Source organism: Klebsiella sp. KE9456 (assembly GCF_043832615.1).
Taxonomy (GTDB): domain Bacteria; phylum Pseudomonadota; class Gammaproteobacteria; order Enterobacterales; family Enterobacteriaceae; genus Klebsiella; species Klebsiella indica.
In genome coordinates, this window is record NZ_JBDYQK010000007.1 from 96740 (window position 1) to 120440 (window position 23701).

21 protein-coding genes and 1 riboswitch are annotated in these 23701 nt (G+C 55.3%); of the genes, 8 read left to right on the forward strand and 13 right to left on the reverse strand.

The annotated features are described in order from the left end of the window. Positions 1 to 20: 20 nt before the first annotated feature. Together parC and ABK821_RS08995 are read right to left on the reverse strand one after the other, a co-directional pair. A complete protein-coding gene (gene parC, locus ABK821_RS08990) occupies positions 21 to 2279 on the reverse strand; it encodes a DNA topoisomerase IV subunit A (RefSeq protein ID WP_395033924.1) in 2259 nt (752 codons plus the stop codon). Between the two features lie 173 nt (positions 2280 to 2452). Continuing rightward, complete coding sequence (locus ABK821_RS08995) at positions 2453 to 2860, reverse strand: YgiW/YdeI family stress tolerance OB fold protein (RefSeq protein WP_395033925.1); 408 nt, start codon at positions 2858 to 2860, stop codon at positions 2453 to 2455. 151 nt (positions 2861 to 3011) lie between these two features. Between ABK821_RS08995 and qseB the strand changes: the two genes are divergently transcribed. From qseB to ABK821_RS09015, 4 genes are all read left to right on the forward strand, one after another. Further along, positions 3012 to 3671 (forward strand): quorum sensing response regulator transcription factor QseB, encoded by a 660-nt coding sequence (gene qseB / locus ABK821_RS09000; protein ID WP_142502692.1) that lies wholly within the window; start codon positions 3012 to 3014, stop codon positions 3669 to 3671. Beyond that, the gene (gene qseC / locus ABK821_RS09005) at positions 3668 to 5017 is read left to right on the forward strand and encodes a quorum sensing histidine kinase QseC (protein WP_395033926.1); all 1350 of its coding nucleotides are present in this window, start codon (positions 3668 to 3670) and stop codon (positions 5015 to 5017) included. The genes qseB and qseC overlap by 4 nt, the downstream gene beginning before the upstream one ends. Positions 5018 to 5122: 105 nt before the next feature. After that, positions 5123 to 5704: an NAD(P)H-dependent oxidoreductase gene (locus ABK821_RS09010; protein ID WP_138362517.1), complete on the forward strand. Its 582-nt coding sequence runs from the start codon at positions 5123 to 5125 to the stop codon at positions 5702 to 5704. A gap of 101 nt (positions 5705 to 5805) precedes the next feature. Continuing rightward, entirely contained in the window at positions 5806 to 6120 is a 315-nt protein-coding gene (locus tag ABK821_RS09015) for a putative quinol monooxygenase (RefSeq protein WP_138362516.1), read from the forward strand. 44 nt (positions 6121 to 6164) lie between these two features. Here the strand turns inward: ABK821_RS09015 and parE are convergent, their stop codons facing one another. From parE to nudF, 5 genes are read right to left on the reverse strand one after another with little or no spacing between them, the layout of a single operon-like run. Next, the gene (gene parE / locus ABK821_RS09020) at positions 6165 to 8060 is read right to left on the reverse strand and encodes a DNA topoisomerase IV subunit B (protein WP_138362515.1); all 1896 of its coding nucleotides are present in this window, start codon (positions 8058 to 8060) and stop codon (positions 6165 to 6167) included. Positions 8061 to 8088: 28 nt separating this feature from the next. Next, positions 8089 to 8664, reverse strand: coding sequence for an esterase YqiA (gene yqiA, locus ABK821_RS09025; protein WP_343177988.1), 576 nt, complete (start codon positions 8662 to 8664; stop codon positions 8089 to 8091). Next, complete coding sequence (gene cpdA, locus ABK821_RS09030) at positions 8664 to 9491, reverse strand: 3',5'-cyclic-AMP phosphodiesterase (protein WP_395033927.1); 828 nt, start codon at positions 9489 to 9491, stop codon at positions 8664 to 8666. Before cpdA ends, yqiA begins: the two co-directional genes overlap by 1 nt. A 24-nt stretch (positions 9492 to 9515) precedes the next feature. Next, on the reverse strand, positions 9516 to 9938 hold the full coding sequence (locus ABK821_RS09035) for a DUF1249 family protein (RefSeq protein ID WP_138362512.1): 423 nt from the start codon (positions 9936 to 9938) through the stop codon (positions 9516 to 9518). Next, positions 9935 to 10567: an ADP-ribose diphosphatase gene (gene nudF / locus ABK821_RS09040; protein ID WP_138362511.1), complete on the reverse strand. Its 633-nt coding sequence runs from the start codon at positions 10565 to 10567 to the stop codon at positions 9935 to 9937. Before nudF ends, ABK821_RS09035 begins: the two co-directional genes overlap by 4 nt. A gap of 195 nt (positions 10568 to 10762) precedes the next feature. Between nudF and tolC the strand changes: the two genes are divergently transcribed. From tolC to ABK821_RS09055, 3 genes are all read left to right on the forward strand, one after another. Continuing rightward, on the forward strand, positions 10763 to 12211 hold the full coding sequence (gene tolC, locus ABK821_RS09045) for an outer membrane channel protein TolC (protein WP_138362510.1): 1449 nt from the start codon (positions 10763 to 10765) through the stop codon (positions 12209 to 12211). Between the two features lie 169 nt (positions 12212 to 12380). Next, positions 12381 to 13043, forward strand: a complete 663-nt coding sequence (locus ABK821_RS09050) for a DUF1190 family protein (RefSeq protein ID WP_343177987.1) — start codon at positions 12381 to 12383, stop codon at positions 13041 to 13043. A 5-nt stretch (positions 13044 to 13048) separates the two neighbouring features. After that, on the forward strand, positions 13049 to 14209 hold the full coding sequence (locus ABK821_RS09055; RefSeq protein WP_343177986.1) for a glutathionylspermidine synthase family protein: 1161 nt from the start codon (positions 13049 to 13051) through the stop codon (positions 14207 to 14209). A 43-nt stretch (positions 14210 to 14252) separates the two neighbouring features. Here the strand turns inward: ABK821_RS09055 and ygiD are convergent, their stop codons facing one another. Both ygiD and ribB read right to left on the reverse strand, forming a co-directional pair. Next, complete coding sequence (ygiD, locus tag ABK821_RS09060; protein WP_138362507.1) at positions 14253 to 15044, reverse strand: 4,5-DOPA dioxygenase extradiol; 792 nt, start codon at positions 15042 to 15044, stop codon at positions 14253 to 14255. Positions 15045 to 15966: 922 nt separating this feature from the next. Continuing rightward, on the reverse strand, positions 15967 to 16620 hold the full coding sequence (gene ribB, locus ABK821_RS09065; RefSeq protein ID WP_138362506.1) for a 3,4-dihydroxy-2-butanone-4-phosphate synthase: 654 nt from the start codon (positions 16618 to 16620) through the stop codon (positions 15967 to 15969). Positions 16621 to 16725: 105 nt separating this feature from the next. Then, positions 16726 to 16877, reverse strand: a riboswitch (FMN riboswitch). A 120-nt stretch (positions 16878 to 16997) separates the two neighbouring features. On the opposite strand from ribB, the gene ubiK reads away from it, so the two are divergent. After that, positions 16998 to 17279 (forward strand): ubiquinone biosynthesis accessory factor UbiK, encoded by a 282-nt coding sequence (ubiK, locus tag ABK821_RS09070; protein ID WP_138362505.1) that lies wholly within the window; start codon positions 16998 to 17000, stop codon positions 17277 to 17279. A 55-nt stretch (positions 17280 to 17334) separates the two neighbouring features. On the opposite strand, the gene glgS is transcribed toward ubiK, so the two are convergent. The 4 genes from glgS to ABK821_RS09090 form a co-directional block, all read right to left on the reverse strand. Continuing rightward, positions 17335 to 17544 (reverse strand): cell surface composition regulator GlgS, encoded by a 210-nt coding sequence (gene glgS / locus ABK821_RS09075; RefSeq protein WP_138362504.1) that lies wholly within the window; start codon positions 17542 to 17544, stop codon positions 17335 to 17337. Between the two features lie 467 nt (positions 17545 to 18011). Beyond that, positions 18012 to 19445: a bifunctional D-glycero-beta-D-manno-heptose-7-phosphate kinase/D-glycero-beta-D-manno-heptose 1-phosphate adenylyltransferase HldE gene (gene hldE / locus ABK821_RS09080; RefSeq protein ID WP_343177985.1), complete on the reverse strand. Its 1434-nt coding sequence runs from the start codon at positions 19443 to 19445 to the stop codon at positions 18012 to 18014. Positions 19446 to 19503: 58 nt separating this feature from the next. After that, entirely contained in the window at positions 19504 to 22338 is a 2835-nt protein-coding gene (glnE, locus tag ABK821_RS09085) for a bifunctional [glutamate--ammonia ligase]-adenylyl-L-tyrosine phosphorylase/[glutamate--ammonia-ligase] adenylyltransferase (RefSeq protein ID WP_343177984.1), read from the reverse strand. Between the two features lie 23 nt (positions 22339 to 22361). Next, entirely contained in the window at positions 22362 to 23660 is a 1299-nt protein-coding gene (locus ABK821_RS09090) for an inorganic triphosphatase (protein ID WP_343177983.1), read from the reverse strand. Between the last annotated feature and the right edge of the window lie 41 nt (positions 23661 to 23701).

Genomic DNA, 23701 nt, shown 5'->3' on the forward strand with positions numbered 1-23701 from the left:
GACGGCCAGGAAGGCGCATCTTACTCTTCACTCTCGCCCGCGGAGGCGCGACGCGGTGAATCAATCTCTACCCGGTCGATTTTCTGCAATCCGCGCATCAATGAGCCGCGACGGCCACGCTCGCCGGTCACTTTTTGCAGCTCTTCCGGACGGAGTTTGATTTTCCGTTTGCCGACGTGAATAGTCAGCGTGCTTTGCGGCGGCAGAACAAACAGATGCGCCAGACCGTCCTGGCCCGCAGCCGCTTCCGCCGCCGGAATATTGATAATCTTGTTGCCTTTACCTTTCGACAACTGCGGCAGATCGCTGACCGGGAACATCAGCATCCGCCCGGCAGCGGTAATCGCCAGCAGCATATCGGATTCGTCTTCAATCACCAGCGGCGGCATTACGTGCGCATTATCGGGAAGGCTAAGCAACGTCTTACCGGCGCGATTGCGGGCAACCAGATCATTGAAGGTACAAATAAATCCGTATCCTGCGTCGGAAGCCAGCAGCAGTTTCTGCTCATCCGCTTCCATCAGCATATGTTCAACCGTCGCCCCCGGCGGCAGCGTCAATTTGCCGGTAAGCGGCTCGCCCTGACCGCGCGCCGAGGGTAGCGTAATCGGATCAATCGCATAACTGCGCCCGGTGGAGTCGATAAAGACCACCGGTTGATTGCTCTTCCCTTTCACCGCGGATTTAAAACTGTCGCCCGATTTATAGTTTAATCCCGGCGCATCAATATCGTGACCTTTGGCACTACGCACCCAGCCGCTCTGCGACAGTACAATCGTAACCGGCTCAGACGGCAGCATATCGTGATCGCTCATCGCTTTCGCTTCTTCGCGCTCGCGTAACGGCGAGCGGCGATCGTCGCCAAAGGCGTCGGCGTCAGCCTGCAGCTCTTTCTTCAGCAGATTATTCATCTTACGTTCAGACGCCAGAATAGCCTGCAAATGGTCACGCTCTTTTTCCAGATCACTCTGCTCACCGCGGATCTTCATCTCTTCCAGTCTGGCGAGATGGCGCAGTTTTAACTCCAGAATCGCTTCCGCCTGGGTTTCGCTGATACCGAAACGCGCCATCAGAGCCGGTTTCGGTTCATCTTCGTGGCGGATAATTTCGATAACTTCATCGATATTGAGGAACGCCACCAGCAAACCTTCAAGGATATGCAGGCGCTTGAGGACTTTTTCCAGGCGATAGTTAAGGCGACGACGCACGGTATCACGGCGGAAGGTCAGCCACTCAGCGAGGATTTCGCGCAGGTTTTTCACCGCCGGACGGTTATCAAGGCCGATCATATTGAGGTTGATACGATAGCTCTTTTCCAGATCGGTCGTCGCAAACAGGTGGTTCATCACCTGCTCCATATCCACGCGGTTAGAGCGCGGGACGATAACCAGACGGGTCGGATTTTCGTGATCCGATTCATCGCGCAGATCGTCAACCATCGGCAGCTTTTTATTGCGCATCTGGGCGGCGATCTGTTCCAGCACGCGAGCGCCGGAAACCTGATGCGGCAGTGCGCTAATCACCACCGCGCCATCCTCTTTCGTCCACACAGCCCGCATACGCACCGAACCGCGACCATTCTGGTAGATTTTACGAATTTCAGCGCGCGGGGTAACGATCTCCGCCTCGGTCGGGTAATCCGGGCCCTGCACAATATCCAGCAGTTCGTCCAGCGAGGTCTGTGGTTTTTCAATCAGCGCTATGGCGGCCTTAGCCACTTCACGCAGATTGTGCGGCGGAATATCCGTCGCCATCCCGACAGCAATACCGGTAGTGCCGTTCAGCAGAATATTTGGCAGACGCGCAGGCAGCATCTTCGGCTCCTGCAGGGTGCCGTCAAAGTTCGGTATCCAGTCAACGGTGCCCTGTCCCAACTCGCTCAGCAGCAGTTCAGCGTACTTCGACAAACGGGACTCGGTATAACGCATTGCGGCAAAGGATTTAGGATCGTCCGGCGCGCCCCAGTTCCCCTGGCCATCGACCAGAGGATAGCGGTAGGAAAAGGGTTGGGCCATTAAGACCATCGCTTCATAGCATGCGCTATCGCCGTGCGGATGGTATTTACCCAGCACGTCGCCGACGGTACGGGCGGACTTTTTGAACTTCGCGCTGGCGTTCAGCCCCAGTTCAGACATCGCATAGATGATGCGACGCTGAACCGGCTTCAGGCCATCGCCAATAAACGGCAACGCCCTGTCCATGATGACGTACATGGAGTAGTTCAGGTAAGCGTTTTCCGTAAATTCATGCAGCGCAAGGCGCTCTGCCATATCGCTCATTAATCGTGAATCCTCAATCTGCATACCGACCGATCGGACGGCAAAACTACCGGCGATAATACCCTATCTAACGCCCTGAGTCACAGGGCGTTAAACCGGTTGAGGATGCATATTTCGCCGGTTTTGGCTGCGCAAGCCCGACTTATGCCCCGGCATGGAATGGCGACGACAGGTTATTGCGCAATTTTACGAATCTGCTTAACGTCGATTTCCACCGAATTCCAGTCTTTATCGACTTCGCCCTGAATTTCGACCGTATCCTGCGGCGTCACAGTTACGCCATTCCAGCGTTTATGGTCGATATCGACGTTGACGGTACCGGAGCTGTCCTGAAATTTATACAGGTCGTCGGAAATACGCTCCACGATCTTGCCGCGCAGGGTGACCCAGGTATCGTCGCGCAGCGTTTTCGCATTGGCGACGGTGGTGATGCTGCCATTCGGGCCAATAACCCCGCCGTTTTGCGTGCTCGTCTGGCTGGATGGCGTCGAGCCTGGGCCGGAAAATCCGCCCTGTTCAACCGCCAGCACTGGCATGGAAATTAAAGCGATGATAGCGGTCATTGCGGCGATATTCTTCATGATATGTTCTCCCTTTATGTTTATGTCGCCGCTATTACACCGGGCAAAACTTAACAACTTCTTAAGCGGAAAAAATAAAATTTATTCCTGTACAATGCGCGCCGCAACACGCTTTACTGCTGAAATATCGGCGGGAAACAGGAGCAGACGAATGCGCATTTTACTGGTGGAAGATGACAAACTGATCGGTGACGGCATCAAAGCCGGGCTGGGCAAAATGGGCTTCAGCGTCGACTGGTTTACCCGCGGCGAGGCGGGGAAAAACGCGCTGTATAGCGCCCCCTATGACGCCATTATTCTGGACCTGACTCTCCCCGGCATAGATGGGCTGGATATTCTGCGCGAATGGCGCGACAAAGGCCGCCATGAACCGGTACTGATCCTGACCGCACGTGATGCGCTGAGTCAGCGGGTCGAAGGACTGCGCCTCGGGGCCGATGACTATCTTTGTAAACCTTTCGCGCTGATTGAAGTCTCCGCGCGACTGGAGGCGTTAATCCGTCGTGCCCACGGGCAAAGCTGCAGCGAATTGCGTCACGGGAAGGTTATTCTCGATCCCACCCGACTCACCGCCACGCTGAATGGCGAGAACCTGGCGTTAAAACCGAAGGAATTCGCCCTGCTGGAACTGCTTATGCGCAACGGCGGACGCGTATTACCGCGCACGCTGATCGAAGAAAAACTCTATAACTGGGATGACGATGTTTCCAGCAATGCGATAGAAGTGCACATACATCATCTGCGCCGCAAGCTCGGCAGCGGTTTTATTCGCACCGTTCACGGTATTGGTTACACCCTGGGGGAGGCATGAAAAAGCTGGCAAAACTCAGCTTACGCGTCCGTTTGACGCTGCTTTTTCTGCTATTGACCAGCGTCGCCTGGGGCATTGCCAGCGTGGTTGCCTGGCAACAAACTACCGATAAGCTGGATAAGCTGTTCGACACCCAGCAGTTACAGTTCGCCCGCCGCCTTAGCGCGATGAGTTTCGACGAACTGCAGCCCCTCACTCCCCGACTCCCGACCAAAAAGAAGATAAAGCACGGTCATCTTGACGATGACGCCCTGGCTTTCGCTATCTTTACCACCAACGGCAAAATGGTGCTTAACGATGGTGAAAATGGTCAGGATATTCTGTGGGGCGGCGACCGGGAGGGTTTCAGCAACGGCTATCTGCGCGACGATGACGACGAATGGCGCTTCCTGTGGCTGACCACCAGCGATGGCCGCCATCGTATCGCGGTGGGCCAGGAGTCGGATTACCGCCGCGAAATGGCGCTGGATATCGTCACTTCCCAGCTTACTCCCTGGCTGGTTGCCCTGCCGCTGATGTTTTTGCTGCTCATTGTGCTGCTCAGTCGGGAACTGGCGCCGCTGAAAAAGCTGGCCAGAACGCTGCGGAGTCGGGCGCCGGATTCCGCCGAAACGCTCAATAACGATAACGTCCCTAATGAAGTTCGCCCGCTGGTCGACGCGTTAAATCAGCTCTTCACCCGTACGCATGAAGCCATGATCCGCGAACGTCGCTTCACGTCCGATGCCGCCCATGAACTGCGCAGCCCGCTGGCGGCGCTAAAGGTGCAGACCGAAGTCGCTCAGCTCTCAATGGATGATCCTCAGGGACTGAATAAAGCGCTGGCGCAGCTCCATCACAGCATCGATCGGGCAAGCCGCCTGGTTGATCAGTTGCTGACGTTATCGCGCCTGGATTCGCTGGCGCAACTGGATGATGTCCGGCGTATCGCCTTTGATGAACTGCTGCGGTCGGCGGTGATGGAGATGTATCATCCCGCGCAGCAAGCCGGGATTGAGCTACGCCTGCACCTGAACGCCGTTAACGTCACGCGAAGCGGCCAGCCGCTGCTGCTGAGCCTGCTGGTGCGTAACCTCCTGGATAACGCCGTACGCTATAGCCCTGCCGGTAGCCAGGTCGATATCACCCTTGAGGCACGTGAATTTCACGTACGCGACAACGGCCCGGGTATCCGCCCCGAAGCCCTGGCGCGTATCGGCGAACGCTTTTATCGCCCGCCGGGACAGGCGCAGCCCGGCAGCGGTCTCGGGCTATCCATCGTAAAACGTATCGCCACGCTACACGGTATGACGACCAGCTTCGGCAACGCTCTGAACGACGGATTCGAAGCGCGGATTCGCTGGTAGCGACATTATTGCTAAAAATGCAAAAGATTTTGCACATTTTGCTCATTTACCGCCACGTTCGGGAGGATAAAATTATCGTCAAAATCGAAAAGTTGAGGATAAAAAATGAGCAACATCCTGATTATCAACGGCGCGAAAAAATTCGCCCACTCTAATGGCCAGTTGAACGACACGCTGACCGAGGTCGCGGATGGCTTTCTGCGCGATGCCGGACACGAAGTAAAAGTCGTCCGCGCCGAGAGCGCATACGATATCAAAGAGCAGGTGCGGAACTTTCTCTGGGCTGATGTGGTTATCTGGCAGATGCCGGGCTGGTGGATGGGCGCGCCGTGGACGGTGAAAAAGTACATTGATGACGTCTTCACCGAAGGGCATGGTTCTCTCTACGCCAGCGATGGCCGTACCCGCTCTGACGCCAGTAAGAAATATGGTTCCGGCGGCCTGATCCAGGGCAAAAAATACATGCTCTCTCTGACCTGGAACGCGCCAATGGAAGCCTTCACCGATAAAGATCAATTCTTCCACGGCGCTGGCGTCGATGGCGTTTATCTGCCGTTCCATAAAGCCAACCAGTTCCTGGGGATGAGCCCCCTGCCGACCTTCATCGCCAATGATGTGATCAAAACACCTGACGTTCCGCGTTATACGGCAGAATATCGCAAGCATCTGGCTGAAATTTTTGCTTAACTGTACGCCAACGCCTCTAAATAGTTTGGGCTGCCGACGCCACAAACGCCTCGGTAACCTGAAGTATGATGAGAATACACACAGAAGGAGTTGAGTTAATCATGTTGACAGTGATCGCTGAAATTCGCACTCGCCCGGGCCAGCACCATCGTCAGGCAGTGCTGGATCAGTTCGCAAAAATTACCCCAATAGTGCTACAGGAAGAAGGCTGCCACGGCTATGCGCCGCTGGTGGATCACGCCGCTGGCGTCAGTTTTCAGACCACGTCACCGGATTCTATCGTGATGGTCGAGAAGTGGGAAAGCGTCGCGCATCTTGAAGCGCACCTGCAGACTCCGCACATGAAAGCCTACGGCGAAGCCGTTAAAGGCGATGTGCTGGAGATGAACATTCGCATTCTGCAACCCGGTATTTAAGCCCCTCCAATAAATCGGCCGCTTTCCCGGCCGATTTTCTTCCGCTATCCGTCCAGCTCCGCCAGATCGCCCTTCTCCTGCAGCCAGTTACGCCGATCTTCAGAACGCTTCTTCGCTAACAGCATATCCATAACCGCGGTCGTCTGCTGCTCGTCTTCATCGTTAATCACCAACTGAACCAGACGACGCGTATTCGGATCCAGCGTAGTCTCACGCAACTGCATCGGATTCATCTCGCCCAGCCCTTTAAAGCGCTGCACGTTCGGTTTCCCCTTCTTGCGCTTCAGTTGTTCCAGCACGCCGGCTTTTTCTTCTTCCGTCAGCGCGTAGTAAACCTCTTTCCCGAGGTCGATACGGTACAGCGGCGGCAGCGCCACATAGACATGGCCGTGTTTTACCAGAGTACGGAAGTGTCTGACAAACAGCGCGCACAGCAGCGTAGCGATATGCAGCCCATCGGAGTCCGCATCCGCCAGAATACAAATTTTTCCGTAGCGCAGCTGGCTTAAATCATCGCTATCCGGATCGATGCCAATGGCGACCGAAATATCATGCACTTCCTGAGACGCCAGCACCTCATCAGAAGAGACTTCCCAGGTATTGAGGATCTTACCTTTCAGCGGCATGATCGCCTGATATTCGCGATCGCGCGCCTGTTTGGCGGAGCCGCCCGCCGAATCCCCTTCCACAAGGAACAGTTCGGTCCGGTTCAGATCCTGCGCGGTGCAGTCCGCCAGCTTGCCCGGCAACGCCGGACCGCTGGTCAGCTTTTTGCGCACTACTTTTTTCGCCGCACGCAGGCGGCGCTGGGCGCTGGAAATCGCCATCTCCGCCAGCAATTCTGCCGACTGGACGTTCTGATTTAACCACAGGCTGAAAGCGTCTTTAACCACCCCGGAAACAAAGGCAGCGCACTGGCGTGAAGAGAGGCGCTCTTTGGTCTGCCCGGCAAACTGCGGGTCCTGCATCTTCACCGAGAGCACGTAGGCGCAGCGATCCCAGATATCTTCCGCCGACAGCTTCACGCCACGCGGCAGAATATTACGGTATTCGCAAAACTCGCGCATGGCGTCCAGCAGCCCCTGACGCAGGCCGTTAACGTGGGTTCCGCCCTGCATCGTCGGGATCAGGTTAACGTAACTTTCGGTCAGCAGCTCGCCGCCTTCCGGCAACCACAGCAGCGCCCAGTCAACCGCTTCAGTATCGCCGGAGAAGTTGCCGACGAACGGTTTTTCCGGCAGCAGCGGCAGACCATTAACCGCTTCACAGAGATAGTCGTTAAGGCCGTCAGCGTAACACCAGCGCTGCTCGCTGTTGTTGACCTGGTCGCGGAAAACAATCTCTACGCCCGGACACAGAACGGCCTTGGCTTTTAGCAAATGCGAGAGACGCGAGACGGAAAAACGCGGGCTGTCAAAAAAACGTTCGTCCGGCCAGAAGCGCACGCTGGTGCCGGTATTGCGCTTACCGCAAGTACCTGTGACGTGAAGATCGTCTACTTTATCGCCGTTTTCAAACGCGATGTTATAAACCTGACCGTCGCGACGAACGTTAACTTCAACGCGTTTCGACAAAGCGTTGACCACCGAGATGCCGACTCCGTGAAGACCGCCGGAGAACTGGTAGTTCTTATTGGAGAATTTTCCCCCCGCGTGCAGGCGGCAAAGAATCAGCTCAACCGCCGGCACCCCTTCTTCAGGATGGATATCCACCGGCATTCCGCGCCCGTCGTCAATAACCTCCAGCGACTGGTCGGCATAAAGAATGACTTCCACGCGTTTGGCGTGGCCGGCCAGGGCCTCATCCACACTGTTATCAATAACTTCCTGACCAAGATGGTTTGGACGTGTTGTGTCGGTGTACATTCCCGGACGGCGGCGAACCGGCTCTAGCCCGGTGAGTACCTCAATGGCATCAGCGTTATATGAAGATTGCGTCATGGTGTATTCGTAGGTCGTTCTGAACCGCTCAGCGCAGGCCCAGAAAATCGATAATCTGAGTGAAATGATCTTCAAAGCCAACAAATGCGTGATTACCGCCCTCCTCTACCGTTTGACGGCAGGAGGCGAAATAATCAACGGCCTGGCGGTAATCAAGCACTTCATCACCCGTTTGCTGCAATAACCAGATTAAATCCGGCGCTTCCAGCGGGTCAATTTGCATGACTTTAAGATCGTAAATATGGCGAGACTCTAGCACATATTGCTGCCCTGTGTACGGATTCTCATTAGGGCCAAGAAAATTGTTCAACAGTTCAAACGGACGCACCGCCGGGTTGACCACCACCGCAGGCAGCATAAAACACTGCGACAGCCAGGTGGCGTAATATCCCCCCAGCGACGATCCCACTATGCCCAACGGCTCTCCGCCATGCTCCAGCACAATGGCCTCAAGATGCTCAGCCGCTTGCGCGGGGTAAACCGGGAGCTCCGGTATCACCATCGAAATATCAGGATAAGTCTGCGCCAGCCACGCCTTCAGCGCCGTCGCTTTTGCCGACCGCGGTGAACTGTTAAAACCGTGCAGATAGAGAAGCGTAGACATCAGTATCCTTCTGAAGCAATATCCGGATGAAATTTCACGCCTTCAAGGCGGCAAACTTCAGTGGTCAATGTGCCGTCGGGATGCAGATCCAGCCAGCGCCAGCCAGGCGAAACGGTATCCAGCGTAAAGTTCGCGCAATGCGGCTTAAACTGCACGCAGGTCGAAGGTGTCGCCATCATTCGCCGCCCGTTCCAGTCAAGATCCAGTTCCTGATGAATGTGACCACACAGCAAATGCTTAACGCGAGGAAAAGCGCTCAGTACGCAATCAAGCGCTCCGGCATTACGCAGACTATGCTGATCCAGCCAGCTACAGCCTGATGGCAGAGGATGATGATGCAGCAGCAGCAACGTATGGCGGTCAGGGGATTGCGCGAGCTTCTGCTCTAACCACTCCAGTTGGAAATCGCTCAGTTCGCCATGCGGCACGCCAAAAACCTGGCTATCCATCAGCAATATTTGCCAATGGTCGCCCAGTAATACGCGTTTAGCGGAGGAGATACCCAATTCCTGCAACGTGCTGTACATGGCTGGCTGAAAATCATGATTACCCGGTAGCCAGACGCAAGGTGCGACGAAACTCGCGATGCCTTCAGCAAAATGCCGATAGGCCGCGGCGGAATGATCTTGCGCCAGATCGCCTGTTGCGACAATCAGGTCGCATTCTCGCTGTGAGGCATGAATCGCATCCAGAACGGCCTGGTAGCTTTCCCAGGTATTGATGCCTAACAGCGTTTCGTGTTTTTCAGCAAACAGGTGAGTATCAGTAATTTGTAAGATCCTGACTCTGGCCTCACCAGCCAAAGGTAGGTTTAACAGGCTTTCCAAATGGTGTCCTTAGGTTTCACGACGCTAACAAACCGGAATCGCCATCGCTCCATGTGCTAAACAGTAACGCAGCCAGTCGGCCAGAAACTGATTAATTTGATGCTTTTCGTCGCGTTGATGCAACTTTTTATTAGGATAATCATATCTCGCTTTGAAGCGAAAGATCTGCTGACTCGAACACACTTCAGCAACCATTGCGTCGTGATAGAGCCGAACCGTCATTGACGGCAGACTCCAGTAGCTCACCGACGGCGCCGTCTGTTCAATCGCCACTAATGTAGTGTAGCGGGTTGACTCGACGATCGTTAATCGGTATTGCGCGCCGCCCACCTGATAACTCACCCTCTCGCCCGCCGCATCCGTTCGCGGCAGCAGGCGGCGCAGCTGAGCAAAGTTGGTTTCACACAGGCGCATCATTTCAGGAAAGTCAGGTGTATAACGCTTCATTTTGTCCACTCATTTCGTAAATTGTGATAATGCAACTGCAGCCACTGCAGCGAGATGACCGAAGCCGCGTTGTCGATCTTCCCCTCTTCTACCCACTGGTAAGCCTGTTCCCGGCTCACCACATGCACCCGAATATCTTCATTTTCCTCGACCAGACCATGAATGCCTTTTGCCGTCGTGGCATCCACTTCCCCTACCAGAATAGATAACCGCTCACTGGTGCCGCCAGGGCTGGCGAGATAGCTCAGAACCGGTTTAACCCGACCAACCGCAAGCCCGGCCTCCTCGACTGCTTCACGGCGGGCGACCTCTTCGGGGGACTCACCTTCTTCTATCATACCGGCGACCAGCTCGAGCAACCATGGACTCTCACTCGTATCATAGGCGGCAATACGGATCTGCTCGACAAGCACAACCTCATCACGCACCGGGTCAAAGGGTAGCAAGACAGCGGCGTGTCCGCGCTCGAAAATTTCTCGCGTGACTTCGCCGCTCATACTGCCGTTAAACAGGCGATGGCGGAAACGGTATAAATCGAGCGAAAAAAAACCGCGATAAAGCGTTTCACGTGCAATAATTTCTACATCGTTTTTCGAGAAGGTTATCCCTTGCTGATTAGGATTGCTCATTTAGGTATCCTGTAGAATATGGGGCCATGAATTTATAGAGCGTATGGCTGCCGTTTGATGGCCTGTATGTTAGATTGGTGCAAATTACCGCCGCATGGCACATAACGCCAACTTTTTACGGTAACAGACTCTATACAATCAGCATTTATTTTTTGAATTTGCTTAGCTTTAAGGGCTTCACAACAAGGAATGCAAATGAAGAAACTCTTTCCCATCCTTATGGGCCTGGGTCTGGCTGGCTTTAGCGCCATGAGTCAGGCAGAAAACCTGATACAGGTCTACCAACAGGCGCGTATCAGTAACCCTGACCTGCGTAAATCAGCAGCCGATCGTGATGCCGCATTCGAAAAAATCAACGAGGCGCGTAGCCCATTATTACCTCAACTCGGTCTGGGGGCGGATTATACCTATACCAGCGGCTTTCGGGATACTAAAGATCAGAACTCCAACGTCACCAGCGGCTCGCTGCAATTAACCCAGGTCCTGTTCGATATGTCGAAGTGGCACTCGCTGACGCTACAGGAAAAAACAGCCGGTATTCAGGACGTCACGTATCAGATGGACCAGCAAACGCTGATCCTGAACACCGCGACGGCCTATTTTAACGTTCTGTCCGCTATTGATACGCTCTCTTATATTGAAGCGCAGAAACAGGCCATTTACCGCCAGTTGGATCAGACCACTCAACGCTTTAATGTCGGTCTGGTCGCCATTACCGACGTCCAGAACGCCCGTTCACAATACGACTCCGTGCTGGCGAGTGAAGTCACCGCGCGTAACGACCTCGACAACGCCGTAGAAGCACTACGCCAGGTGACCGGCAACGACTACCCGGAGCTGGCTTCGCTGAACGTTGATGGTTTTAAAACGCACAAGCCGTCAGCGGTTAACACGCTGCTGAAAGAAGCGGAAAACCGCAACCTGTCGCTGTTGCAGGCCCGCCTGAATCAGGACCTGGCGCGCGAGGAAATTCGCCAGGCGCAGGATGGTCACCTGCCGACCCTGAGTCTGAGCGCGTCCACCGGGGTGTCGAATAACCGCTACAGCGGTTCAAGGAGCACGAGTAGTGACAACGACGCCGGGCAGAACCAAATTGGCCTGAGCTTCTCTCTGCCGCTGTATCAGGGTGGAATGGTCAACTCGCAGGTGAAACAAGCGCAGTACAATTTCGTTGGCGCCAGCGAGCAACTGGAGAGCGCGCACCGTAGCGTCGTGCAGACCGTTCGCTCTTCGTTTAATAACGTGAACGCCTCTATCAGCAGCATCAAGGCCTACAAACAGGCCGTGGTTTCCGCACAGAGTTCATTGGACGCCATGGAAGCTGGTTATTCCGTCGGTACTCGCACCATCGTTGATGTACTGGATGCGACCACTACGCTGTATAACGCCAAACAGCAGCTCTCCAGCGCACGTTATAACTACCTGATCAACGAACTGAACATCAAGTCAGCGCTCGGTACGCTTAATGAACAGGATCTGGTCGCGCTAAACAACACGCTCGGCAAACCTGTCCCGACGTCACCGGATAGCGTCGCGCCGGAAAACCCACAGCAGGATGCCAACGCCGATGGCTATAGCAACACCGCTGCAGCAAAACCGGTATCAGCACGTACCACCAGCGGTAGCAATCCGTTCCGCCACTAACCTGCGTCATGGGCGCTTCGCTTATCGAGCCGGGTAAGCGAAGCGTTAAACGTAAGGCAACGTAAAGATCCTCCGCTTTCCACGCCTCTTCGCTTCATTTTCCACCACTCATCCTCTATCCTGAGCGTTAACAAAACGCATACATACCACTGGGTCCAGGAAGACAAACATGAAACGGACAAAAAATATTAATCACGCCTCTTTCCGTAAAAGCTGGCGCGCGCGCCATTTAACACCTGTCGCGCTTGCCGTGACAGCCGTATTTATGCTCGCCGGTTGTGAACAAAGCGATGAGACGGTTTCGCTGTATCAAAACGCCGATGACTGTTCCGCCGCTAACCCGAGCAAATCCGCAGAGTGCACCACCGCTTACAATAACGCGCTAAAAGAAGCTGAGCGTACCGCGCCGAAATACGCCACGCGTGAAGATTGCGTCGCCGAATTCGGCGAAGGCCAGTGTCAGCAAACGCCAGCTCAGGCGGGCGTAGCAACGGAAAACCAGGCGCAAAGCAGCGGTAGCTTCTGGATGCCGCTGATGGCGGGCTATATGATGGGCCGGATGATGGGCGGCGGAATGGCGGCTCAACAGCCGCTGTTCACCTCAAAAAACCCGGCCAGCCCGGCCTATGGTAAATATACCGACGCGAGCGGTAAGAACTACGGCGCAGCGCAGCCTGGCCGTAGCATGAACGTCCCGAAAACCGCGATGGCGCCCAAACCGGCCACCACCAGCACCGTGACCCGCGGCGGGTTCGGTGAGTCCGTGGCTAAACAGTCCACGATGCAGCGTAGCTCGGCAAGTTCGTCTTCTTCACGCTCAATGGGCGGCTAAGCGACATGGAAAGAATCAGCATTACCGAGCGCCCGGACTGGCGCGATAAGGCGACAGAATATGGCTTTAACTTTCATACTATGTACGGCGAGCCGTACTGGAGCGAAGAAGCCTATTACAAACTGACGCTGACGCAGGTTGATAAGCTGGAAGATGTCACCGCAGAGCTACATCAGATGTGCCTGCAGGCGGTGGAAAAAGTTATCGCCAGCGATGAGTTAATGGCGAAATTTCGCATCCCCAAACATACCTGGGGATTCGTGCGTCAGTCATGGAAAACCAGGCAGCCCTCGCTGTACTCGCGTCTCGATCTGGCATGGGACGGCGTAGGTGAACCGAAGCTGCTGGAGAATAACGCCGATACGCCGACATCCCTGTATGAAGCGGCTTTCTTCCAGTGGATCTGGATGGAAGATCAGCTCAATGCGGGCATGCTGCCACAGGGCAGCGACCAGTTCAATAGTCTGCAGGAGAAGCTGATCGCGCGCTTTGGCGAGCTGCGTGAACAGTTCGGTTTCCAGCTACTGCATATGGCCTGCTGCCGCGATACCCTTGAAGATCGCGGAACCGTACAATATCTGCAGGACTGTGCCGCAGAAGCGGGTATCGCAACAGAATTCCTGTACATAGAAGACATCGGCCTGGGCGAAAAAGGGCAGTTTACCGATCTGCAGGACCAGGTCATCGGTAATCTGTTCAAACTCTATCCGTGGGAGTATATGCTGCGTGAGATGTTCTCTACCAAGCTGGAAGATGCCGGTGTTCGCTGGCTGGAACCAGCGTGGAAGAGCATCATATCCAACAAAGCGCTACTGCCTCTGCTATGGGAGATGTTCCCGAACCACCCGAATCTGCTGGCGGCATATTTCAGCGAAGATGCACACCCGGAGATGGAAAAGTACGTTATCAAGCCAATCTTCTCCCGCGAAGGCGCAAACGTGTCAATCATAGAGAACGGCAACGTACTGGAAGCGGTAGAAGGGCCGTACGGAGAAGAAGGGACAATCGTCCAGGAATTCTACCCCCTGCCGAAGTTTGGCGATAACTACACGCTCATCGGCAGCTGGCTGATTAACGATCTGCCCGCCGGCATTGGCATTCGCGAAGACCGGGCGCTAATCACCCAGGATCTGTCGCGCTTTTATCCGCATATTTTCATCGAGTAACATTCCGCCCCGGCAGCATCATCTCTGCCGGGACTATCTCTGTTTACGCGCCAATCACCACTGACAGCATACTTAACGAGCCCATTTCTATTCCATCAACCGGAATGGTAATCGGTTCCTCGCCGTCCCATGCACCCAGCACGTACAGCAATGGCAGGAAGTGATCGGCCGTTGGATTAGACAACGCGGCCCCCTCATGGGTCATGTAATTCACCAGCGGATGCTCGGCCAGGGGACCTTTCCAGGTCAGATTCGCTTTCACGTAATCATTAAACGACTCCGCCCACGGATACGGCGTATTTTCCCCATGCCAGCGGGCCGTACGCAGGTTGTGTACCACGTTGCCGCTTGCCACCAGCATGATGCCTTCGTCACGAAGCTGAGCCAGTTTTTGCCCCATTTCAAAATGCCAGGCAGCCGGTTTCGTGCCATCAACGCTCAACTGTACCATCGGAATATCAGCCTCAGGATACATTTTAATCAGTACGCCCCAGGAACCATGGTCAAATCCCCACGCCTCTTTGTCCAGCGCCACGGGCACCGGCGCCAGTAATTCAACCAGCCGTTGCGCCAGCTCGGGGGATCCCGGAGCCGGATAGTGCATATCGTACAGCGCCTGCGGGAAGCCGCCAAAATCATGAATCGTTTTCGGCGCTTCCATCGCAGTGACCCCCGTACCACGGGTGAACCAGTGCGCCGAAATCACCACAATCGCTTTTGGACGTGGCAATGTTTCGCCCAGGTTTCGCCAGGCACGCGTATAGATATTATCTTCCAGCACGTTCATCGGGCTACCATGGCCTAAAAACAGCGCGGGCATTCGGGTACGGGACATAGTGATATCCTTAATTCAGAGAAATTCGATACCGTTACATTACGCGCTTTTCCCGCAGGATAAACTCAGATAAGCATGATGATGATCGTCAGAAAATTTGAATGTAAGAAACGGTAACGCGCCTGGCAGACGCCGCCACAGGTTCGCCGGGATGCTGATTGCGCTACCGGTTGAGGAACAAATACTGCGGATAACAGGACTCGCCTGCGGAGCACTCCGGGAGATGGCGACCGTGCGCAATGGCGATTATGGAATTAAGGCTTGCCGTTTTGCAAACCATAGGGACCAGATAAAAGACGAAAGTCCACATAAGAGCGTAATGCCGTTCACTTCAACAAATTATCGGTGTTGTCTTCGGTTTTATTTGCCTGCAGCAATCATATTATCGGTGGTTTAAACGAAAATCTGCTTCGGTTGATTCGCTTACTGAGCTGATACGGGCTGAAATGTAAAGGATATAACTTTTTTATGACTTTCAGCCTCTGAAAAGCCACTGACGAATAACGGACTCACCGCATGGGGGTTGGGCGCATCAGGGAAACCTGGCGAGAACGCAGGCGCGCATCCAGGACTGGCCGCCAGGACGGCGGCCAGAGGGTGGGCCGAGACAGGACGTCTCGTCCCGCCCGGTCCGCCAGATGAAGCCGGAGTGGAGCGGACCGCGCAGCGGCAGGTTTTCAGCGCCATGCCGGGGGTGCAGGGGGACGGGCGAAACGCCCCCCTGCCCGTTCACACGCTGTGGATATGAAAAATATCCTCGTATTACCCGTGAACGGAACAGGCCACCGAATCAAATGGGCGAAAACATGTTCGCCATAACCACCGATTAACAGAACCGCTCGGCAGCCATAAACACAACTAACCACCCTTAACTGACCAGCATTACACATATAAGTGGGCTGTTAGAGCAAATCACGCTGAATTAACTTGCTTTGCGCTCGTGTTCGCGGCGGTAAGCCACAAGATCTTCAATAGTGACGACTTCCATATTGTGTTGTTTAGCAAACTCGATGCACTGAGGAGCGCGAGCCATAGAGCCATCATCGTTAGTCAGTTCGCACAATACGCCTGCCGGCTTGAATCCCGCCAGCGTCACCAGATCAATGGTTGCCTCAGTATGGCCGCCACGGGTCAGTACGCCGCCTGGCTGCGCGCGCAGCGGGAAAACGTGACCAGGGCGGTTCAGGTCTGACGGTTTCGCGCCATCGGCAATCGCCGCGCGCACGGTGGTCACACGGTCGGCGGCAGATACGCCGGTGGTCACCCCTTCAGCCGCTTCGATAGTCACGGTAAAACCGGTACCGTAGGCGCTGGTGTTGTGCTCAACCATCATTGGCAGATCAAGCTGTTTACGGCGTTCTTCCGTCAGGCACAGACAGACAATGCCGCTGCCATGACGAATAGTCAGCGCCATCTGCTCAACGGTCATGGTTTCAGCGGCGAAAATCATATCGCCTTCGTTTTCACGATCTTCATCATCAAGCACCATCACACCGCGGCCTTCGCGCAGTGCGTCCAGCGCGTGTTCCACACGTTCAAAAGCGGTGCCAAAAGAGGAAAGCAGCGTCTGATTCATGGTAAAAAATCCTCATTAATTATATTGTTACCAGAATCAGGGCAGTCTTAGGAGTGCCGGTTTAGCGGCAAAAGTCAACGCAAGCGGGTAGAAACCCGACTGAGCCGTTACTCTCTCCCATCCGGACTCTAACCGTCGGCTCCGGAATTACACCGGATCTGCTGACCTTTCTGCTTTCGCAAAAAGCGCTCGCGGGCTTTCAACGCTATGGTTGATTTACCGCCGGTGGGGAATTTCGCCCCGCCCTGAGAATAAGCACGGTAACTATAGCGCTATAGACTAACGTCGGCAATGCATAAGCTTCAAACATTTATGGTTTATAGGCACCGAAGTTCGCACTACAATGAGCAGATAACCGACCAGAGCAGGAAACCGCCATGATTGACCCGAAAAAAATTGAACAAATCGCCCGTCAGGTTCACGAATCGATGCCGAAGGGGCTCCGCGATCTGGGGGAAGATGTGGAGAAAAAAATCCGTCAGGTGCTCCAGTCGCAGTTAACTCGCCTGGATCTGGTGAGCCGCGAAGAGTTCGATGTGCAAACACAGGTACTGCTGCGCACGCGTGAAAAGCTGGCGTTACTGGAACAACGTCTGAACGAGCTTGAGCACCGTTCGGCTGACGCGCCGGCTATTCCTGATGCCGGGGAGAAGTCGTAAAACCAACAACGGGCCTTTCAGGCCCGTTGTCATATCGGTGTTACCGTAAGCAGGATTAATGTTCCAGCTTCACTTTTGGCATTATGGCCCTGTTCTCCTGGCGGCAGTAAAGTTCATATCGTTGACAAAACCACTCGCGCTGTTCTTCATCCATATTGCCGACAATGGCCTGAAGATCGACTGGCTGACCTTGTGCGTTCATTCTGGCGAAACTCTGAGCCAGAAAGTCAAAATTCTTCATTAAATTTGTTTCGTTATTCTTCATCCGCATACTCCTTCAGCCGTTGGTGTTCTGATTGGTCATATGCTTTTACTGTTTCTCAGTATCTACCCTTACTCTAACTTCTTTTGCCGTAAAAATGTGCCCAAAATGGCTATTTATTGCGCCAAATCATTTATGTCATCCTGGAAGCAACAACGATACTTATGTTTGTCCGTTTACCCGCGTGGATGTCTTTCTGACGGGGTTTTAGCGACATCCGGATACGATTCTCTCGTTCGCTCTTCAGCTTCTCACGGCAGGATTTTATTTTTATCGTCTTCCTCGCGGGCAACCGCGGATTGATTGCTGTCTTACCGCAGGAGGTAAGGCGTCAGAAAACCAGACGACAGGCCATCCTTCCACAAAGGGGATTTGGCGCATATAAAAAGAAGCCTGCGATTATGCAACCGCAGGCCTCTTTTTATTACATCATCTGCCGGGACAAGCGACGGTGATAGGGAAGGACAGTGTTACTTTTCGCTGTCTTTCTGGATCTTCTCAATGATACTGGTCGTCGAGCATCCATCCTCAAAATTAAGCACCAGAACCTCGCCACCGTTTGCCCACACCTCTTCACAGCCGGCAATCTGTTCCGGCTTGTAGTCACCGCCTTTCACCAACAGATCCGGTAAAATCCCGGCGATCAACCGCTGCGGCGTATCTTCTTCAAAGGCGACCACCCAGTCGACGGATTCCAGCGCGCCCAGCACGATCATTCTCTGTTCCAGCGGGTTGACCGGCCGGGAGTCGCCTTTCAGACGTTTGGTTGATGCATCGCTGTTCACCGCAACGATCAGTCGATCGCCCAGCTTACGCGCGTTCGCCAGATAGGAGACATGACCGGCGTGTAAAATGTCGAAAACACCGTTAGTCATCACCACTTTCTCGCCGCGCTTACGCGCCGCGGCCACCGCAAGCTTCAGCTCTTCTTCGCTCATTACGCCAAAACCGGTATCTGAGCGCCCACGCACCGCATTTTCCAGTTCGACAGGCGAAACGGTAGACGTACCCAGCTTCCCGACCACCACGCCAGCCGCCGCATTGGCAAAATAGCAGGCCTCTTCCAGCGAATTACCTGCCGCCAGCGTCGCCGCCAGCACGCCTATCACCGTATCTCCCGCGCCGGTAACATCATAGACCTCCTGCGCCTGAGTGGGCATATGCAGCGGCGGGCGTCCCGGCTGCAGCAGCGTCATGCCCTGCTCGGAACGGGTCACCAGTAGCGCGGACAGGTCGAAATTGGCGATAAGCTGCATTCCGCGCTCGACAATTTCCGCTTCGTCCTTACATTTACCCGCCACCGCTTCAAACTCAGAAAGGTTTGGCGTCAGCAGCGTCGCACCGCGATAGCGCTCAAAATCAGTACCTTTCGGATCAATCAGGACCGGAACGCCAGCGGCGCGAGCCAGCTTAATCATGGTCTGCACACTGATCAACGCGCCTTTGGCGTAATCAGATAACACCAGCGCGCCAATGGAACCCAGCGCCTGCTGAATACGCTCGTGTATCGGCAGGGGGTCGACGCCGGAAAACCCCTCTTCAAAATCGAGGCGAATCAACTGCTGATTGCGTGACAGTACGCGCAATTTAGTGATCGTCGGGTGCGTCGGAATGGAAACAAAGTCGCACTTCACATTGACGTCAGCCAGCGCCTTACTCAACGCGCGGGCGGCATCATCAATTCCGGTCAGGCCCACCAGGCGAGAGGTCGCGCCGAGGGAAGCGATATTCATCGCCACGTTTGCCGCGCCGCCAGGGCGTTCTTCGATATTTTCCACCTTCACCACCGGCACCGGCGCTTCCGGTGAAATTCGGCTGGTCGGGCCATACCAGTAGCGATCCAGCATCACATCGCCTACCACCAACACTCCTGCACGTTCAAACTCTGGCAGCGTTACTTTCATTACTCTCTCCTGCGAGATGCAAACTTTGCGCGCGATAATAGCATACCCGGCTTTTTAGTTAAGCCATCAACCACTTCTGCCAGCTGGCATTCACCTGCTCACGCTCGCTGGAAAATGCCTCTGCCGCCACGTTCCCCGGCAGTTCCTGCAACGCCAGATGGTGCAGCGCATCGCGTAACGTGGTATACGCACGGGTCAGGGCCCACGCCTCTGCATCGTCCATAATGTCATTCTGCGCCAGCAGCTCCAGAATGCGCACGTTATCAGACCAGCGCGTGAGCTTCGGCTTATCGCTGGCATAGCGCAGAACCAGATACTGGGTAATAAATTCAATATCGGTGATCCCCCCCGTATCAGCTTTAATATCAAAGCGATCGGGATGCTTATTCCCGTGGTGAGCGCGCATTTTTTCCCGCATTTCCCGCACGTCTGTTTGCAGTTTTTCCCCTTTCCGCGGGGTCGTAAGAATATCCCGACGAATCGCATCAAAGCGGGCCTGCAGTGCGGGATCGCCATAGACCACGCGGGCGCGAACCAGCGCCTGGTGCTCCCAGGTCCAGGCTTCATTTTGCTGATAGTCAGCAAATGCATCGGCGGTCGTCACCAGCATGCCTGCCGCGCCTGAAGGACGTAAGCGAGCATCCACTTCGTACAGAATCCCTGAAGACGTTCGGGTGCTGAAAAGGTGCATAATGCGTTGCGCCAGACGCAGGTAAAACTGACGCCCATCAATTTCGCGTTCGCCGTCGGTCATCACTTCCATCGGGCAATCATGCAGAAAGACCAGATCGAGGTCAGAACTGTAGCCCAGTTCCCAGCCCCCCAGCTTACCGTAGCCAATCACCGCAAAACCGCGCCCCTGCCGATTGTACAGATGCGTCGGCTGCCCATAGCGGGCCACCATCTGCAGCCACGCCTGCTGGACTACCGCGTCGATCATTGCTTCAGCCAGCCAGGTTAAGTGATCGCTCACTTTCATTACCGGCAGCGTCCCGGCGATATCGGCCGCGGCGATATGCAGCAGTTGCGCCTGCTTAAACTGGCGCAGCGCCTCCAGCTGCTGCTCTTCATCCTCTTCCGGCACACGCAGCAGATACTGACGCAACTCATCGCGATAGGCATCGGTCGCCGTCGTCTGATAGAGCGTATTGGGATCCAGCAGTTCATCCAGCAGCAGCGGATGCCGCGCCAGTTGGCTGGCTACCATCGGTGAAGCCGCACACAGGCTAATCAGGTGTTTTAAAGCGCCGGGGAACTCGCTCAACAGCTCCAGATAAGTGGTGCGGGTAACAATCCCGGTCAATAACGGCATAATGCGCGCCAGCGGCACCGGCGCATCCTCGCGTGAACAAATTTCGCTGAGCAGATGCGGCATCAGTTGATCGAGCACCTGACGACCGCGCGGGCCAATCGTGCGCCGATCCAGCTCTTTGCGGAAATCGGCGATCAGCGCCAGTACGCTGCGACGCTCGTTATCCGCCAGATGCGCCAGCGCCGGACTGATATCGTCTTCCTGCAGCCTATCCTGCCACAATTCACGCCAGTGCTCTGCGAGTTGCTCATCCGGCGATTGCGCGTCATCATCGCCAATTAATTCATTAAAGACATTGCGCACATTGGCCATCTGTTCAGCCAGCCTGGCGCTAAGCGTATCCCAGTCGGCGACGCCCATGCCCCACGCCAGCCGGGCGCGATTCAGCGCATCCTGCGGCAAGGTTTGCGTCTGCTCATCGTTGATGCTTTGCAGCAGATTCTCCAGGCGACGTAAAAACAGATAGGCCTCGCGCAGCCGGTTCGCATCACCTTCCGGCAGCAAACGCAGCGCTTCAATGGCGGCCAGCGTCGGCAACAAGGCCCGCTGTTGCAGCATCGGCTCGCGCCCGCCGCGGATCAACTGAAACACCTGGACGATAAACTCAATTTCGCGGATCCCCCCCGCGCCCAGCTTGATATTGTCCTTCAGCCCCCGGCGACGCACTTCGCGGGCAATCATTCCCTTCATATTACGCAGGGACTGGATCACGCTGAAATCGATATAACGGCGGAAGACAAACGGCCGCAACATGGCGCGCAGCTCGCTGGCATAGATGCCATCGTTATCCCCCATAATTCGCGCTTTCACCATCGCATAGCGCTCCCAGTCACGCCCTTGTTCCTGGTAATAATCCTCCAGCGCGGCGAAGCTAAGCACCAGCGGGCCGCTATCACCAAACGGACGCAGGCGCATATCGACGCGGTAGACAAAGCCATCCTGAGTCGGCTGATCCAGTACCTTAATCAGCCGTTGCCCAAGCCGGGTAAAAAACTGCGCGTTATCCAGTTCGCGACGTCCGCCGCGGGTGGAGCCTTTCTCCGGCCAGGCGAAAATCAGGTCGATATCGGAGGAGAAGTTTAACTCGCCGCCGCCGAGTTTCCCCATCCCGAGGATCAGCAATGGCTGCGGCGAGCCTTCAGCATTACACGGAGTGCCCCATTCGCGGCAACAGACGGCGTAAAGCCAGTCGCGAGCGGCGACAATTAACGTCTCCGCCAGTACGCTTAGCTGCTGCAAACAGATCTCTTCGCCGATCAGCGATAGCGCCTGAGCCCAGGCGATACGCACCATAATCCAGCGGCGGAACTGGCGCAGCTCACGCATCAACGCCGCTTCATCATTCACCTCCGCAAGGCGAGCCTGCAGCCAGTCGGCGTAATGACGCCACTCCTGAGCCTCGGGCGGCGAGCTTTCGAGTTCCGCCAGCCATTGCGGCTGGGCTGTCAGACTCTGTTCGACGAAATCGCTGAATGCCATCACCGATTGCGCCTGTTCACTCAACGTCGATACGGGAAAATCCGCTGGCAGCCGGTTTATAACCGTCTGCCAGTGTTGCTCTAATTGCGAAGAAAGCGGCATCTTAAAGGGCTCCCTGGCCTGAATTATCGTTTTCCACTATGCAGCCAGAACGGCTCCGCTGCCAGCGCCCGGCGACGGAAATAGTCGATAACGCTACTGTCGTTATGCGCAATCGCCCGGCGGGTTTCTTGCCAGTTTTCCAGCCACGGTTCGGCAACGTCAGCGTAGGCTCCGGCCAGTAGCTGAACGGTATCAATCTCGCGGTCCAGGCGCGGAAGCTGATCGCTATAATCATCGCCCAATGGCTGGCGGAAGGCGTTTTTCAGCTCCGCCGCCGCTCTGGAGAGCTGAATATCAGCGAAACGCTTAAACGACCCGCCAATTTTCTGCTCTCCGGCGGCATTGAGGAAAGGACGCCAGCCGCGATTCACCAGCCATTCGGTGAGCGCCAGCTTCGCATCAACGATCGCCACGCCAAAAAGCGCCGCCTCGGCCGTTTCAGCCTCCGCCAGCGCCGCTTCAGCTGCGCTCAACCGTTCACGCAGTTGAGTTGTGGCTTTACGCGGGACAATGCCGCCAAATAGCACCAGCGCATGACGCACGCGGGCGATGGCATGCAGAATCTCCGTTTTCGCTTTTGAATTACCGCGACTGAGAACTTCATCATGATAAAGCCAGTGCGCCAGCGCGTTTTCCAGCGCCGCTTCCAGACCCTGTTCGACGCTGGCCTTTGGCACAACCCGAAGAACAGATAATGCCGTCACAGGGCGCTCATCGTTACCCTGCGCCAAATGATAGCCGCGCGCCGCCTTGCTCAGGCTTCCCTGACGCAGTACACCGCTCTCCAGCAAGCGATGAGCCAGGCTCAAAATATCCTGCGGATTCCCGGACAGCAGCTCCAGTTCGAGCTCGCAAATCGGTTCCTGCTGCTCGCCCGCTTTGATTTCCCCCTGATCGAGAGCAATCTCAATTTCACTGTCGCCTTCTTTCACGACCCATCTTTCACGCGCAAAATCGGTGCTGAAAAGCGGTTGTACACTCTGCGCAAGTTCCGCTGGCAGTTCACCCTGCGGCCAGACGTCGACCGGCAGACGCGCAAGCGCCAGTTCGGGGTTTTCCAGCGGGATATTATATTCCGGGCGCTGATGCAGCCCGCCCACTACGCGTCCGGCGATCTTCAGCGTCATTTCATAACGCCCCTGGTCACCGCGAATGCGCAGCCCCATATCGTGGCGGCGCAACCAGTTGTCCGCCGTTTCGTAATAGATATTCAGCAATTGGCCCGCAGGCGTGTGCTTTGCGTCCAGGGCATTAAGGCGCTGACGCAGCGCATCAACGCCATCCTGAGCAACGATAAACTTTAATTCGATTTCTTGAGCCATGACTGAATTCTTCCGCTTATATGCTGTGCCGGGAAATTGCG